The sequence below is a fragment of the Microbacterium atlanticum genome (genome assembly GCF_015277815.1).
Classification (GTDB): domain Bacteria; phylum Actinomycetota; class Actinomycetes; order Actinomycetales; family Microbacteriaceae; genus Microbacterium; species Microbacterium atlanticum.
This window is the reverse complement of the sequence record NZ_CP063813.1, coordinates 2,897,247-2,911,615: the sequence shown is the minus strand read 5'-3', so window position 1 is coordinate 2,911,615 and position 14,369 is coordinate 2,897,247. Positions and strand designations below refer to the sequence as shown.

Below are 14,369 nucleotides of genomic sequence, written 5' to 3'. Positions count from 1 at the left end.
GGGCTCCGTCGAGTGGTGATACGAACGCTTCGGTCGCGATCGGCTGGGAGGCAGGAGCCGGCGACCGCGAATCCGCGGAACGTAGCGCGCTCTTCGCCGTTCCGCCGTCGCCGCGACGCTCCGATGGCGGCGGTCGCGTTTCTGATGGTCGGCATGAGGACGTGCAGCATCTCCGGCACGCCGGGAAACGCACGGTGTCTGGCTTCATCCAGCGCCTCGGCCAATCGACCGCCGAGGAGGTCTTCCGCTGTGATGTCGATGTTCACGTAGCCCGGAACCTCGGCCAGCAGCCATTTCGCTACGACGCCTCGGGAGACGACAGCATCTGACCGTTCAGCGGTGGCGAGTCGAGGGCGAGCAGCACACGGCGGGGGACGTGGTTGACATGTCGTCGTATGAGCGTCATCATGGATTCGAATCCATGATGGATTCGAATCCATATCCCGCGAGGACGCGACGGAGGATCGCATGACTTCAACTCCCTTCTCTCTGCTGATGCACATGGCCGGCGACGCCGGCCAGGCTGAGATCTTCTCCGCCGACGCGGCCATCGAGACCTGGCTCGCCGCGGAACGAGCTCTCGCCCTGGCGCAGGCGGAGGTCGGCGTCCTGACTGACGATGACGCCGGCGCGATCGCGCGCGCTGCCGTCATCGAGAACATCGACGAGGGACGACTGTGGGCGTCGGCGAAGAACGTCGGTTACCCCATCCTGGGCATCGTGCGCGAGATCGCGGCCGCGCTGCCCGAGGGGCCAAATGGTCGTGTGCACTACGGTGCGACCACGCAGGACATCATGGATACCGGCCTGGCGTTGCAGCTCAAGGCATCGCTGCAGCTGCTCGATGGTGACATCGCACGGCTCGGCGACCGTCTGGCCGGCCAGGTCGAGGCGCACGCCGGTACGGTGATGGCGGGGCGCACCCACGCGCAGCAGGCGGTGCCGACGACCTTCGGCGCGACGCTCGCGACGCTACTCGCCCAGCTGACGCGCCAGCGCACACGCATCGCGCAGGCACTGCCGCGTGTCGCCGTCATCTCGATGTTCGGCGCGGGCGGGACGTCGGCTGCGTACGGGCCGCGCGCTGAGGAGATCCGTGGACGGATGGCTGCGCATCTCGGCCTCGAGAACGTCGATGTGCCGTGGCATGTCGACCGCGATGGACTCGCCGAGTTCGGCTGGCTCTGCGCGTCGATCACGGCGACGTGCGCCAAGCTGGCGCGCAACATCGTGGACCTCTCCCGTACCGAGATCGGCGAGGCATTCGAGCCGTACTCGCCGCATCGGGGGGCATCGTCCACGATGCCGCAGAAGGTGAACCCGATCTCGTCCGAACTGATCATCGGGCTCGCCGGCACCGCCGGTGCCCTCGCCTCGTCGCTGCTGCGGATCCAGGAGGCAGGGCACGAGCGCAGCGCGGGGGAGTGGCAGATCGAATGGCAGGTCGTGCCGCAGCTCGCATCCCTGGCCGGCAGTGCTCTGCAGGAGGCGTTCGTCATCGTCGATGGGCTCCGCGTCGATCGCGAGCGGATGCGGCGCAACATGGAACTCGACGGTGGTCTCGTCCTCGCGGAGGCGCAGATGATCCAGCTCGCCGATGCGCTCGGTCGCGAGCGCGCGCACGACCTGCTGTACGCAGCATCCACCCGCGCACGTGAGTACGGTCAGGTGCTGGCTGATGCCCTGCGGGACGTCGCCGCCGCAGCAGGCCTGGGCGGCATGCTCCCGTCGCAGCTCGTGAAGGCGGAGGACTACCTGGGCGATGCCGAGAAGATCTGCCGCACCGCGGTGCGCACGTGGGCGAAGACTCCGGCTCTCGAGGCCGCCGTCGTCCCGATCTCGGGGCTCGCTGCGGCGACCGCCGCGACGGGGGTGAGCGCATGACCACCACCGCCGTGCAGACGCACCAGGACGTCGAACGCGCGAGCAGATTCGACATCGCACGCGCACGGGTCGGTCTCTGGGCCGTTGTGCCGCTCATGCTGCTGGCGCTGCTCCTGCCGGCCGATCTGCCCTGGGATCAGCGCGCCATGCTGGCCGTCCTCAGCTTCGTCGTGCTGTTCTGGATCACCGAAACGATCCCGATCCCGGTCACGGCCCTCATCGGCATCGCGCTGCTCGTCATCCTCGGCGTCGCGCCCGCCGCCGAGGTGTACTCCGCGTTCGGATCACCGACCGTGTTCCTCGTCATCGGCGCGTTCATCCTCGCGCGCGCCATGACCGTCCACGGGCTCGACCGTCGCTTCGCGCTCAGGGTGCTCTCGCTTCCGCGGATCGGAGACAGCACCATCCTCACGGCGCTCGCATTCATGGTCGTCGCCGCGCTTCTCGCGATGCTGGTGTCCGCATCAGCCACCGCCGCCATGCTTCTGCCGATCGGCATCGGAGTGGTGCGCACGGTGGGCGATCTCATCCACGACCCGAGCACCGGAGTCAAGTCGTATCAGACCCGCTTCTCGTGCATGCTCATGCTCGCGATTGCGTACGGCGCAGGTGTCGGCTCGGTGCTGACGCCGATCACGGGGATCGCGAACGTGATCGGCCGCGGCACGGTCGAGGAGATGACGGGATATCAGATCCCGCTGTTCGACTGGGTCGCGATCTCGGGCCCGTACGTGCTCGCTCTCGGCGCGGTGATGTTCCTCGCGCTGTGGCTGCTGAACAGACCCGAGACGCGCCACATCCCCAACGGCACCGAGTCGTTCCGCGCATCGTACGCTGAGCTCGGCGGGATGACGCGCGGCGAGAAGATCGTCACGGCGGTGTTCGTGGCGACCGTGGTGCTGTGGACCGTGCCCGGTGTGGTGTCCGCGCTGAACGTCACCGATCCCGCGGTCCTCGCCGTCGTGTCGAAGCTGAACGAGGGCTCCGTCGTGCTCGTGTTGTCGGGGCTGCTGTTCCTGCTTCCCGCCGCCAAGGGCCTCCCCACGATGGAGTGGTCGGAGGCGGCGAAGATCGACTGGGGCACGGTCGTATTGGTCGGAGTCGGGCTCACCATCGGCGCGATGATGAAGGCGACGGGGCTGGCCGAGACCATCGGCGACGCCGTCGCCGATGCGACCGGGGTGAACAGCACCATTCTGCTGTGCCTGGTCGCCATCATCCTGGGCATGGTGATCTCGGAGACCACGAGCAACACGGCAAGTGTGGGGATCGTCGTCCCGATTGTGATCCCTATCGCGGTGGCGATCGGCGTGGACCCGCTGATTCCGGCGATGGCGGCGATCTTCGGCGGCAACGCCGGCGCGATGCTGCCGGTGTCGACGCCGCCGAACGCCATCGTCTACGGCTCGGGGTACGTCCCGATGCTGCGCATGATCCGCACCGGGCTCGTCGCCGATCTGCTGACCGTTCCGCTGATCATCCTCGCGGTCGTCGGCGTCGGCACCGCCATCGGCCTGGCGCTCCCGTGATGGTGCGCCTCCGTTCCGGCACGTCGATCTGATGCCGGAACGGGTGCATCCGCGCGGATATGGTGAAGACGTGGTGAAGCTCTCCGACGTGGCGAAGGCCGCAGGTGTGGGCTACGGCACCGCCTCGCGGGCGATCACCGGGAAGGGGTCGATCGACGCGGAGACCCGATCGAAGGTGCTGGCCGCCGCCGAGCGGCTCGGCTACCGGCCGGACGCCGCGGCCCGGGCTCTCCGCGAGCGCCGCACGCGGACGGTAGGGCTGGTCGTTCCAGACATCGTCAACGAGTTCTATACGTCGAGTGCGGAGGTGCTGCAGAACCGGCTCGCCGCCAACGGCTATCAGCTCGTGGTGGCCACGACCGGGAACGATCCCGCCCAGGAGGCCGTCGCGCTGCGCACGATGCTCGATCGTCAGGTGGACGGTATCGTGCACGTCCCGGTCGCGGCCGAGGCCAGCGCCGGGATCGGGGTGCCCCTCGTCGAACTGAACCGCTCCACCGGGCGGACCTCGGTCGTGAGCGACGACGTGAGCGGGATCGCCGCGCTGACCGATGTCGTCGCCGACGAGGGATACGAGAGCATCGTCGCCATCACGGGGCCGCGCACATTGAGCACCAGCCGAGACCGGGTGGCGGGCTTCGTCGCGGCGCTCGAGGCGCGGGGGTTCGTCGTCGACGCCCCGCGCGGGCGACGATTCGAGATTCACGAGACCACGTACACCGCGGACGGCGGTGCAGACGTCATGCGAAAGCTGGCGAGCAGCCCGCCGGAGGCTATCGTCGCGCTCAGCAGCCGCATCGCGCTCGGCGTGCTGCAGGTGGCTTCCGATGAGGGGATCGATGTCCCCGGAGGCGTCGCGCTCGCCGCCTACGGCGACCCCGACTGGTTCCGCATCTGGCGTCCCGGGATCACGGCGTTCGCGCCCGCGCTAGCCGAGATGGGCTCCCGCGCGGCCGAGCTGCTGCTGGCGGAGCTCTCGACCGGTGAGCCGCAGGAATCCGTCCGCGTGTCCGGCGAGGTGCGCGTACGCGGGAGCCACACCCGCGGGTAGCGCTTAGGCTTCTCGTCCGGTCGCGTCCCAGGAAGACCGCCGTTCGACGGTGCGCTGTGCGAGGGTCGCCTCACCAGCGGTCGGGTGTTCGTCGATAGCAGCCCAGATGGCGAGCATGCGCAGTGCGTCCGCGGACGGCGAGCCCGGTTCCGCCGTGTACGTGGAGAGCGTGAGCCCGGGATCGGCCGGCAGCTCGAACGCCTCATACGTGAGCTCGACGTCTCCCACAACGGGATGCCGGAGCTTCTTCACGCCGGTGCGCCGCGTGGACAGGAACCCGCGCACTTCGCTGCGGTGATCCATGCCGTCGCCCGTACGGCGGGGTGGCGCATCGGGGGAGGGTCTGCGAGTACCGGGCACGTCCGTCACTCCCGCTCACGCACGACCAGGTGTCTTCTGGAAGCATCCCCAGGCTCAGGAGGCAATCGCATGCTTGCGACTTTCATGTACGGCGCCGGCGACGTCCGCGTCGAGACCGTGCCCGACCCGATCATCAAGAACCCGACCGATGCGATCGTCCGCACGGTCCGCTCGTGCATCTGCGGGTCTGACCTGCATCCCTACCACTCGATGCATGCGACGCACCAGGGCAACCCGATGGGCCACGAGCTCATCGCCGTCGTCGAAGAGGTGGGTGCAGAGGTCGCCTCGGTCAAGCCGGGCGACTTCGTCGTCGCCCCGTTCGCCTTCCAGGACAACACCTGCGTGTTCTGTCGCGAGGGTCTCCAGACCTCCTGCATCCACGGCGGTTGGTACGGCAGCGCCGAGACCGGCGGTCTGCAGGCTTCTCTCGCGCGCATCCCGCTCGCCGACGGCAGCCTTGTGAAGGTGCCGGACGTGGACGGTGACAGCCTGGACGAGGGGCTGCTCGCATCGCTGTTGACGCTGTCCGACGTATACCTGACCGGCTACCACGCCGCCCGCGTGGGGCGGGTGAAGCCGGGCAAGACTGTCACAGTGATCGGTGACGGGGCGGTCGGCCTTTCGGCTGTCCTCGCCTCACGGCAGCTCGGGGCGGAGCGGATCATCCTGATGGGTCGCCACGCTGTTCGCACCGACCTCGGTGTGGAGTTCGGTGCGACCGACGTCGTCGCAGAGCGAGGCGCGGAGGGGGTCGCCAGGGTGATGGATCTCACTTCAGGTGAGGGGTCGCACATCGTCCTCGAGGCGGTCGGACACATGCCTGCCTACGAGCAGGCGTACGGCATCGTGCGGCCGGGCGGCATCATCTCCCGCGTGGGCGTGCCCCAGTACGAAGAGGCTCCGATCGGATTCGGCTCGCTGTTCGGCAAGAATGCGCGTCTCGCCGGCGGTCCGGCCCCAGTCCGTGCCTACCTCGACGCGGCGATCCCGCAGGTGCTCTCGGGAGAGATCGATCCGGGCCGAGTCTTCGACCGCACCATCACCCTCCAGGAGGTCCCGGCCGGTTATGCCGCAATGGGTGCCCGCGAGGCGCTCAAGGTCATGGTCACCGCCTGAGTGTCCGGGATCCGGTTGTCGTGAGGGGAAGGAGGCAGGCATGACCCACACCATTCGCACGAGCCCGCTCCACAAGGGCGCGATCCTGACGATCGTCCTCGTCAGCTACTTCATGATCCTGCTCGACAACTCGGTGATCTTCACCGCGCTGCCGAGCCTGCAAGCCGACCTCGATCTGACGTCGACGCAGATCGCGTGGGTGCAGGACGCCTACACGCTCGTGTTCGGTGGCCTGCTGTTGCTCGGTGCGCGCGCGGGTGACATCCTCGGGCGCAAGCCGGTGTTCATCTTCGGTCTTCTCGTCTTCGTGGTCGCCTCGCTGCTGATCGCCCTCTCGCCCGCCGGTTGGTTGCTCATCGGCGCTCGCGCGGTACAGGGCATCGGTGCGGCGATCGTGGCTCCTTCTGCTCTTTCTCTGATCACCGCGAGCTTCGAGGGTGAGGAGCGTACGCGCGCGGTGGCCTGGTACTCCGCCACGGCCGGCATCGGCGCCAGTCTGGGTCTCGTCATCGGAGGAGCCGCCGCTTCGTGGCTTTCCTGGCGTGCCGGGTTCTTCGTGAACGTTCCTATCGGGGTGGCGATGCTGCTGCTCGCGCCGAGATTCCTGCCTCGGACCCCCACGCTCCCTGGCCGATTCGACGCCATCGGGGCGATCACCTCGACAGTCGGTGTCGGCTCGCTCGTCTTCGCGATCCTCTACGCAGTCGAGTTCGGCTGGACGGCGCTGCCCACGTTGATCGGCGTCGTCGTCGCCGTCGCGGTACTCGCGCTGTTCGTGATCGCGGAGAGCCGCGCGACGCAGCCGATCATGCCGTTGCGGCTGTTCGCCAGCCGCCTCCGCACAGGGGCGTACCTCGTCCGGCTGCTGTACCTCGGTGCGATGATCGGCTTCTTCTTCTTCACGAGTCAGTACCTGCAGGAGGCGTTGGGATTCTCTCCGCTGCAGGCCGGGCTGGCGTTCCTGCCGATGACACTCGTGAACTTCGGCGTCGCGCTCGCCATTCCGCGGCTGACGGTCCGCTTCGGCAACACTCCCGCGCTCGTCGTCGGCACCGCGCTCACCCTGGTAGGCATGGTCTGGTTGAGCCGGATCACTCCCGCGAGCGACTATCTCACCGCCGTCGCACTTCCGATGCTGCTGATCGGCGCCGGACAGGGGCTCGCGTTCGCGCCCATGACGACCTTCGGCATCGCCGGCGCGACGGCTCAGGACGCCGGCGCTGCGTCCGGCGTGGTCAATACGTTCCACCAGGTCGGCTCCTCCCTCGGGCTCGGCATCCTGGTCGCCGTGGGTGCGTCGGCCGCCGGAAACGCTAACACCCCCGCGGCGGGAATCGCCGCCGCGGCCGCTGCAGCCTTGGCTGCCGGAAGCATCTTCCTTCTCGTAGCGCTCGTCCTCGTTGCAGCGCTGATGGTTCCCGCGACTCTCGCTGAGCGCCGCCGCTCGCCCGACGCCGGCGAATCGATCGCCCCCTCGGGTGCGCTCGGCGAGCCGCAAGGCGTCGACTCCACCCGTCTACCCGCCCGCACGCGATGAAATGCACACCATGACCTTTGGCCTACCGCCGACCTGGACCGCGCCGGTCGCGCCGAAGAGCGGCCGATCTCCTCGAATCGGCCGGACGGCACCGACCGGCCGTTCGTCACGATCGGGTCGTTCGCGTACTCACCGAGGTGTGGCCAGACCGGCTGACTGATGCGCATGCCCATTCGGGGGCAGGTTGGAAAGTCTGCAGCATGGAACGGCGCGATCCCGGCAACCAGTTCCGGATCGGCCGAGGCAAGAGCCTTGGTGTCAGGACTCCGAGCTGGTCCGCGGTGCGGCCGCGCTCTCACGCACCACAAGAGCGGGCCTCTCGGACGAGAGCCGTTTGCCGACCTCGCCTTTGATCTCGCCGAGCAGGAGCTGGAATCCGCGACGTCCAAGTCCGACGAAGTCCTGCTTGACCGTGGTCAAGGGCGGTGACCACAGCTCCGCGAGAGGATGGTCGTCGAAGCCCACGACTGACACATCTTCGGGAACTCGGCGGCCTGCGTCGTTCAGGCCACGGATCACGCCCATCGCAATCTCATCGTTGCCGCAGAATACCGCGGTCACTGAGTCGTCTTTCGCAAGCTGTTCGCCGATGCTGAGTCCGGAGTGTGGATCCCACGATGCGTCGAGCAGTTCCGGAATGGGCGCACCATGCGCACGTAGCGCACGGCGCCAACCGGTCGTCCGGCCGTCCTCGCGGCGCGACGGTGGCACGCGAACGTGATGAACCGTGGCGTGCCCGAGTTCGAGCAGATGGTTGGTCAACTCCTCGGCCGCACGGGACTCATCCAGCACCGCCTGCAACACGGAGGGATCCCGGACACCCGACAGTGCGACCAGCGGCAGCGGCTCGGGGATTCTCCGCATGGCCGCAACGCCAGGAGGGTCGAACTTCAGGACAACGACGCCGGCGAGGGGCTGAGCGAGCGTAGCTGAGATAGCGCGGTCGATCTCGTCATCGTCGGGACTCTCGACGACGGTGATCATCACCGTGTATCCCTCGGCGCGTGCCGCTTCCTCTACACCCCTGATGGCCCCGGCGTACCCGTACTGCGAGGTGTCGCCGGCGATGACGGCGATGACCTGCGGCTTGCGGGAGGCGAGGACTCGCGCGGCGGCGCTCGGCCGATAGTGGAGCTCGGTGATCGCAGCCTCGACGGCTTCCCGCTTCGCCTGGCTGACCTTCGCTGCGCCGGTGAGCACGCGCGAGACTGTCGGCACAGATACTCCTGCCAGCGCGGCGACATCCGCGATAGTCGTTGTCTTGCCGCTTCCCGTGCCGTTCATCCCTACCCGTCTGAGCGGTGCAGGGGACGTCACTTGACGGCACCACTCGTGATGCCTGCGATGATCTTGCGCTGCGCCACCATGAACGTGATCAGGAGCGGCAGGCTCATCAGGATGATATACGCGAAGATCAGGTGCCAGTTCTGCAAGTACAGGCCCGCGCTGGCGACCTGGTAGAGGTTCAGCGGGAGCGTGTCCAGCCGACCGCCGACCACGAAGAGGGCGTAGAACACGTCGTTCCAGATGTACAGGCAGATGAGGATGGTCGCTGTCGCCAGCACCGGCATGAGCAACGGCAGGATGATGCGCGTGAAGACGCGGATCGGGGACGCTCCGTCGACGCGGGCGGCTTCCTCGAGCTCGATGGGGATCGTTCGTACGAAGCCGGTGACGAAGAAGATGACCGTCGACATGTACATGCCCATGTACACGCCGATCATTCCGACTGCCGTCCCGGCGAGGCCGAGCTGTCGCAACAGCAGAACGATGGTGACAACCGCTGGAGGCAGCACGATGCCGCTGATGGCGAGCGCGTAGACGAAGGCGAGTGGCGTGGAGGTGCGCCGGCCGAGGATCCACGCCGCCATCGAGCCGAGAATCAGAACGCCGAGGACCGCGGGCACCATGACGAGAACGCTTCCACCGAAGGCGGCGAGCATCTTGCCGTCGGAGAATACGGTGGCGAAGTTGTCAAGCAGCTGCCACTGGGTGGGGAGCGACAGATTCGGGTTGAGGGCCTCGGCTTGGTCCTTCCCAGCCGTGGTGATCACCAACCAGAAGGGGACGCCGAGCAGGACGACTGCCGCGGCGATGGCTGCGACCGGCTGAAGGATGCGAGCGGCGCGTCCGTGATGAGGGCGCCGCTTCACCCGTGCCGCTTGGGTCTGGCTGTGGCTGGTGGACCTGACAAGGGTCTCGGTGGCGGTCACAGTACGTCCTCCCGCTTGCGCAGTGTCCGGATAACGGGGAAGGCCAGTACAGCTACGAGCAAGAACAGTACGAGGCTCATGGTGGTCGCCTGCGCAAACAGGCCCTGACCGAAGGTGCGGAAGATGAAGATGTTCAGCAGTTCCGTGGTTCCGCCGGGTCCGCCCGCGGTCGTGGCCTGAACGATGTCGAACCCGTTCATCGAGCCGAGGAGAGCGGTGGCGACGTTGAAGGTGACAGCGGGTGCGAGCAGCGGGAACCGGATGGTGCGTAGCGTGGTCCACCATCCAGCGCCATCCAGGCGGGCGGCCTCGATGACGTCCTCGTTGATGGTCTTCAGGCCGGCGAGGTAGATCAGCATGGACAGGCCCATCCACTTCCATGCGTGGATGAGCGCGACGACCACGATGGTCCAGGTGGTGCTGCCGAGCCACGCGATCTCAACGTTCTGTCCGGTCAGGAATCCAAGGATGCCGTTGACTGCGCCTTCGGGCTTGAGCATGGCTTGGAAGATGTATCCGACGGCGAGCGCCGACATGATGACCGGGATGAAGAACGCCACCCGGAGTGCGCGGTTGATCGTCGTGTCGCGTTCGAGGAGCAGGGCGAGGGTCAGGCCGAAGACATTCTGGAAGATGGCGACGAGGACCGCGTAGACGAGGGTGACGACGAGCGCGTTGATCAGTGCGCCGTTGCTGAACAGCGAAACGAAGTTGTCCCAGCCGATGAAGTTGATCTCGCTCTTGAAGCTGGACCAGTCGGTGAAGGCGTAGATGAAGTTGAAGACCGTCGGGATGAAGAAGAACACCACCAGGACGAGCAGGGCGGGGATGAGGAACCACAGGGGGTGGTCCTTCTTTCCACGCCGCGTCGGAGCGATCTCTCTGATGCCCTGGGCTCGGGCGGCGCCCGTGGAGAGTCCAAGTGTGGTGGTCATGGTCATACCTTTCGGGTTGGGGGTGCCGGCGAAGCTGCCGGCACCCCCAGGTAGTGCTAGAAGCCGGGCGTTCCGATGGCCTTGGCCAGCTCGGCGAACTGCGCCTGAGTGGCTTCGGCGACCTCGACCGCGGTCTTGGTTCCCTGGATCATGTCGCCGAGGTTCAGGTACAGATCCGGGTTGGCGACTGCGAGAGCCTGCATCGAGCCGACAGAGTCGGACAGCGATGCGCTGACGTCGAGAAGCGCCTGCGGCACATCGGCGGAGGAGTCGACGTCCGACTGCAGCGAAACGGTCGACTGAGCGTTGACGAAGTCCTGGTAGCCGTCGCCCAGCCAGTAGGACAGCAGCTGGCGCGCGCCGGCCTCTCGCTTCGCGTCGCCGGTCTTGAAGGCGACGAGGGCGTTGGACTGGTCGGGGATGAAGGTGCCGACGTTTCCGCTGGGCGAGATGGGGAAGAAGCCGATCTTCTCGTTGAGCTCCTCGGTGTCAGCGAGCGACTGCAGCTGCCCGAAGAACGAGTTCACCTGGACCGCCATGGCCGCGTCACCGGAGAGGAGCGCCGGTCCCTGGTCCTCGAAGGTCGCCGTCTTGAGGTTCTCGTTGAACAGTCCCTCCTCGATGAGCCCCTGATAGGTGTCGATGGCGCCTTGGATGGTCGGGTCGGTGAAAGTCTCCTCGTTGGCGTTCACCCGGTCCCACAGGCCGTCGGCTGCAGCGTCGGCGAGTTGCACCTGCACCCACCATTGCGTCGCCCACGGTGTGCCGCCGCCGAAGTCGAAGAACGGGGTCACACCGTCGGCCTTCAGGTCGCGGGCCACCTGGAGGAACTCGTCCCAGTTGCCGGGCGTGGTGGTGATGCCGGCGTCGGCGAACACCTGCTTGTTGTAGTAGACACCCTCCACCGCAGGGGTCGTGATGAGGGTCGCGTACCGGGTGTCGTCGAGGATGCCGGTGATATCGCGCAGCTCAGGCGTGTAGGCGTCCAGCCACGGCGCGTCGTCCAGCGACTGCAGGTTGGTCTTGGCGTTCAGCGCAGTGAGCTGGGACGCGGTCGGCTGCCAGAACGCGAGGTCGGGCTTGTCTCCCGTAGCAACTTTCGTCTGGATGCTCTGCTCGTACGGATCAGGGATGGTGACGACATCCACCTTCGCGCCAGTGAGTTCTTCGAACCCCGCCACGACACTGTCGGGCACGGTGTTCGAGTTCTGGGCGGCCCAGATGGTGAGGGTGGTGCCGCTGAGGTCGGCGTCCTGCGCGGGCCATTCGGCGGGGGCGCTTCCGGAGTCGCCTCCGGACCCCGGGTCCGAGCAGCCGGCCAGGGTGAGTGCCGCAACCGCGCCGAGGGCGAGGACGGCGGAGAACCGCTTCTTCATTGAATTGCTCCTTTGTATGTGATCAGTGTGATCCGGTGCGGGCCTCTACGCCGACCGTTTAGGGCGGATGGCGAGGCGGAGAGTACGCGCGGCGAGGTCTGGACCGTCCGCGTGTACAGTGAGCGCTCCTGTCCTGGCATCCCATTCGGTGGGCCAGGCGGGCAGGTTGAGGGGAAACTCGGTGGTCACGACGACGTCCTGGCCTCGCAGGTGAGGGAAGCTGAGGACGGTGGCAGCTGGCCCGCCTCGACGCCAAAGGGAGACGAGGTCGCCCGCTCGCAGGCGCAGACCGAGGGACACCCACTGGTCGTCCCATTGGGGAAGACCACTCGGCCAGTGAGGGTACGACTGCGCGATGTCTGCGCGCAGCCGCTGCGCGACAGAGATCGCCGATGCGACCTGCTCGCGCTGTGCGGAGTCCATCTCGTTCAGGTGACCTGATACGTAGAACCGGCCGAGCAGACCGGTGACCAGGCAGTACGCGGCTTCCTCGTCCGTCATCGACGGCTGCGGGTATGCCCAGCTTGCCGCCTGCTCCGGGAGGATCGACAGCGGCGCAGCTGCGGCGATAGCCGGGTACTTCTCGAAGTCCTGCTGGTCGGAGGTGGACTGCATAGCGACCCGCGAGAGCAGCGCGTAGTCCATCCGCATGGCCCCAGAGCTGCAGTTTTCAATGATGAGCAAGGGGTGACGGTCGAGCACGCCGTCGAGCCAGTCCAGGTGTGCACGGTTGTGGCCGAGTAGCCCGTCGCCCACGCTGTCTGCGTCGACGTCGGTGCCAGGACCGGGGTTGATGTTGTAGTCCAGCTTGAAGAACCCGATGCCGAACTCGCTGACGAGTCGGTCTACCACCTCATCCAGGTGTGCTCGCGCCGCGGGGTGACGCATATCCAGGTGGAAACGGTGGTGCTCGACGACCCGCACCCCATTGCGCTGCAGGAACGCTTCGTCGGGTAATGAGTCCGCGACCGGGCTGCGAGTGCCGATGACTTCCGGTTCAAGCCAGAGACCCGGAATCATCCCCGCAGCGCGGATCGCGTCGATGACCTCTCCGAGACCGTTCGGGAACCGGGTGGTGGACGGACGCCATTCTCCGACAGTGTCCCACCAGTGGCCGGAATCGTCGTACCAGCCTGCGTCGATGCAGAACACCTCGGCGCCGACGGCCCCCGCCGCTTCGATGAGGGGGATCAGCTTGGCTGTCGTAGGGTCACCGTCGAGGGTGTTCATGTAGTCGTTGAACACCACGGGCATGGCGGCGTTGTCATGGTGGGGACGTCTGGTGGCCCGCCGGTGATCCGTCAACGCCGCCACGACAGCGTCGGCAGAGTGACCGTAGGCGACCGCCGCCGGGACAGTGGTGAAGGACTCCGCTGGCGACAGGACGCGTGTCCATCCAGAGTCCGCGTCGGTGGGCCCGGATAGGGCCAGGAATCCGCCGGCCGTGTCCTCTCCGATCTCCCAACGCCACGGGCCGTTGTGCTCGATCTGCCATCCGAGTGCCAAGTGGACATCGGGTGCTTCGAGCAGACCCGTCGGCAGGTGATGACCTGTGGACCAGGTGCCGTCAGAAGTCACGCTGAATGACCCACGGGGGTTGTGGCCAGTCAGGTGCGCGGCGAGCTCCACGAAGTCTGACCCGCGGAGTGCCTCGCGTGACCACCGGCCTTCGCCGAGCCAATCGCTGACACCGGTGAGCCGGAACCAGCCGGCGAGGGAGTCGTCCGCGGCGGAATCGACGGTGAACCCCGCAGACCATGACGCCACCGAGCGAAGGACGACGCGCCCCTCGCCCGTGTTGGTGACCGTGACGGCGCTGCTCACCGTGTCCACACCGTCAAGGATCTGCAACTCGAGCCGAGTGTCGAGGTCGGCGTACCTCTGCACGATGCTGAGGGTCTTGCGCCCGTCTTCGACGGTTTCAGAGTGCTCGACGTACCTCAGCCGCTGACCGATCTCGGTGTGCGTCAACCGGCCGGAAGCGGGCACTCGGCCCGATGCGGCGGTCACCACCTCGACAGCGGGAATGCGGTGAAGAGGGATCTCCTCGGCGTGCTCCAAGGACACCGCGGCCAGGCTCACGGCCGTGTCGTCGTCCCAGACGAATGTGAAGACGACCAGGTCATTGCCCCAGCGCAGCGCGGTGGTCTGCGTGTCTCGGGCCAAAGACGTCGTTGTCATCAATCTCTCCATCGGTTGAGGTGCAGAAGCAACGTAACCCATTCTGAAACCGCTATCAAGTTTTTCTTGAAACCGTTATCAAGCGGTGCTAGGTTCGCCCCGACGCGATACGCGCCTCCTCGACGAAGAGAGAAATCAATGGTGAGAACACGACAGTGGGCTGCCGCGGGAGCCGCATGCGCCC

The 14,369-nt window shown here is 66.8% G+C and carries 11 protein-coding genes; 5 read left to right on the top strand and 6 right to left on the bottom strand.

The window, feature by feature from the left end; genetic code table 11:
• Positions 1–468 precede the first annotated feature (468 nt).
• The 3 genes from IR212_RS13340 to IR212_RS13330 all read left to right on the top strand — a co-directional run bounded on the left by IR212_RS13340 (position 469) and on the right by IR212_RS13330 (position 4,464).
• Positions 469–1,884, top strand: coding sequence for a lyase family protein (locus IR212_RS13340; RefSeq protein WP_194396372.1), 1,416 nt, complete (start codon positions 469–471; stop codon positions 1,882–1,884).
• Entirely contained in the window at positions 1,881–3,413 is a 1,533-nt protein-coding gene (locus IR212_RS13335; protein WP_194396371.1) for an SLC13 family permease, read from the top strand. Before IR212_RS13340 ends, IR212_RS13335 begins: the two co-directional genes overlap by 4 nt.
• A 70-nt stretch (positions 3,414–3,483) precedes the next feature.
• Positions 3,484–4,464 carry a LacI family DNA-binding transcriptional regulator gene (locus tag IR212_RS13330; protein WP_228479322.1) on the top strand — a complete coding sequence of 327 codons (981 nt, stop codon included), beginning with the start codon at positions 3,484–3,486 and terminating at the stop codon, positions 4,462–4,464.
• A 3-nt stretch (positions 4,465–4,467) separates the two neighbouring features.
• On the opposite strand, the gene IR212_RS13325 is transcribed toward IR212_RS13330, so the two are convergent.
• On the bottom strand, positions 4,468–4,767 hold the full coding sequence (locus IR212_RS13325) for an MmyB family transcriptional regulator (protein ID WP_194396369.1): 300 nt from the start codon (positions 4,765–4,767) through the stop codon (positions 4,468–4,470).
• A 126-nt stretch (positions 4,768–4,893) separates the two neighbouring features.
• On the opposite strand from IR212_RS13325, the gene IR212_RS13320 reads away from it, so the two are divergent.
• Positions 4,894–5,943 carry a zinc-binding dehydrogenase gene (locus IR212_RS13320; RefSeq protein ID WP_194396368.1) on the top strand — a complete coding sequence of 350 codons (1,050 nt, stop codon included), beginning with the start codon at positions 4,894–4,896 and terminating at the stop codon, positions 5,941–5,943.
• A gap of 40 nt (positions 5,944–5,983) precedes the next feature.
• Positions 5,984–7,480 (top strand): MFS transporter, encoded by a 1,497-nt coding sequence (locus tag IR212_RS13315; RefSeq protein WP_194396367.1) that lies wholly within the window; start codon positions 5,984–5,986, stop codon positions 7,478–7,480.
• Positions 7,481–7,738: 258 nt separating this feature from the next.
• Here IR212_RS13315 and IR212_RS13310 read toward each other — a convergent pair whose 3' ends face one another.
• The 5 genes from IR212_RS13310 to IR212_RS13290 are packed head-to-tail and all read right to left on the bottom strand — an operon-like array spanning position 7,739 to position 14,185.
• Complete coding sequence (locus tag IR212_RS13310) at positions 7,739–8,764, bottom strand: LacI family DNA-binding transcriptional regulator (RefSeq protein ID WP_194396366.1); 1,026 nt, start codon at positions 8,762–8,764, stop codon at positions 7,739–7,741.
• A gap of 29 nt (positions 8,765–8,793) precedes the next feature.
• Entirely contained in the window at positions 8,794–9,693 is a 900-nt protein-coding gene (locus IR212_RS13305; protein ID WP_228479321.1) for a carbohydrate ABC transporter permease, read from the bottom strand.
• The gene (locus tag IR212_RS13300) at positions 9,690–10,628 is read right to left on the bottom strand and encodes a carbohydrate ABC transporter permease (protein WP_194396365.1); all 939 of its coding nucleotides are present in this window, start codon (positions 10,626–10,628) and stop codon (positions 9,690–9,692) included. Before IR212_RS13300 ends, IR212_RS13305 begins: the two co-directional genes overlap by 4 nt.
• 56 nt (positions 10,629–10,684) lie before the next feature.
• Positions 10,685–12,004 (bottom strand): ABC transporter substrate-binding protein, encoded by a 1,320-nt coding sequence (locus IR212_RS13295; RefSeq protein ID WP_194396364.1) that lies wholly within the window; start codon positions 12,002–12,004, stop codon positions 10,685–10,687.
• Positions 12,005–12,049: 45 nt separating this feature from the next.
• Complete coding sequence (locus IR212_RS13290) at positions 12,050–14,185, bottom strand: glycoside hydrolase family 36 protein (protein WP_194396363.1); 2,136 nt, start codon at positions 14,183–14,185, stop codon at positions 12,050–12,052.
• Positions 14,186–14,369 lie beyond the last annotated feature (184 nt).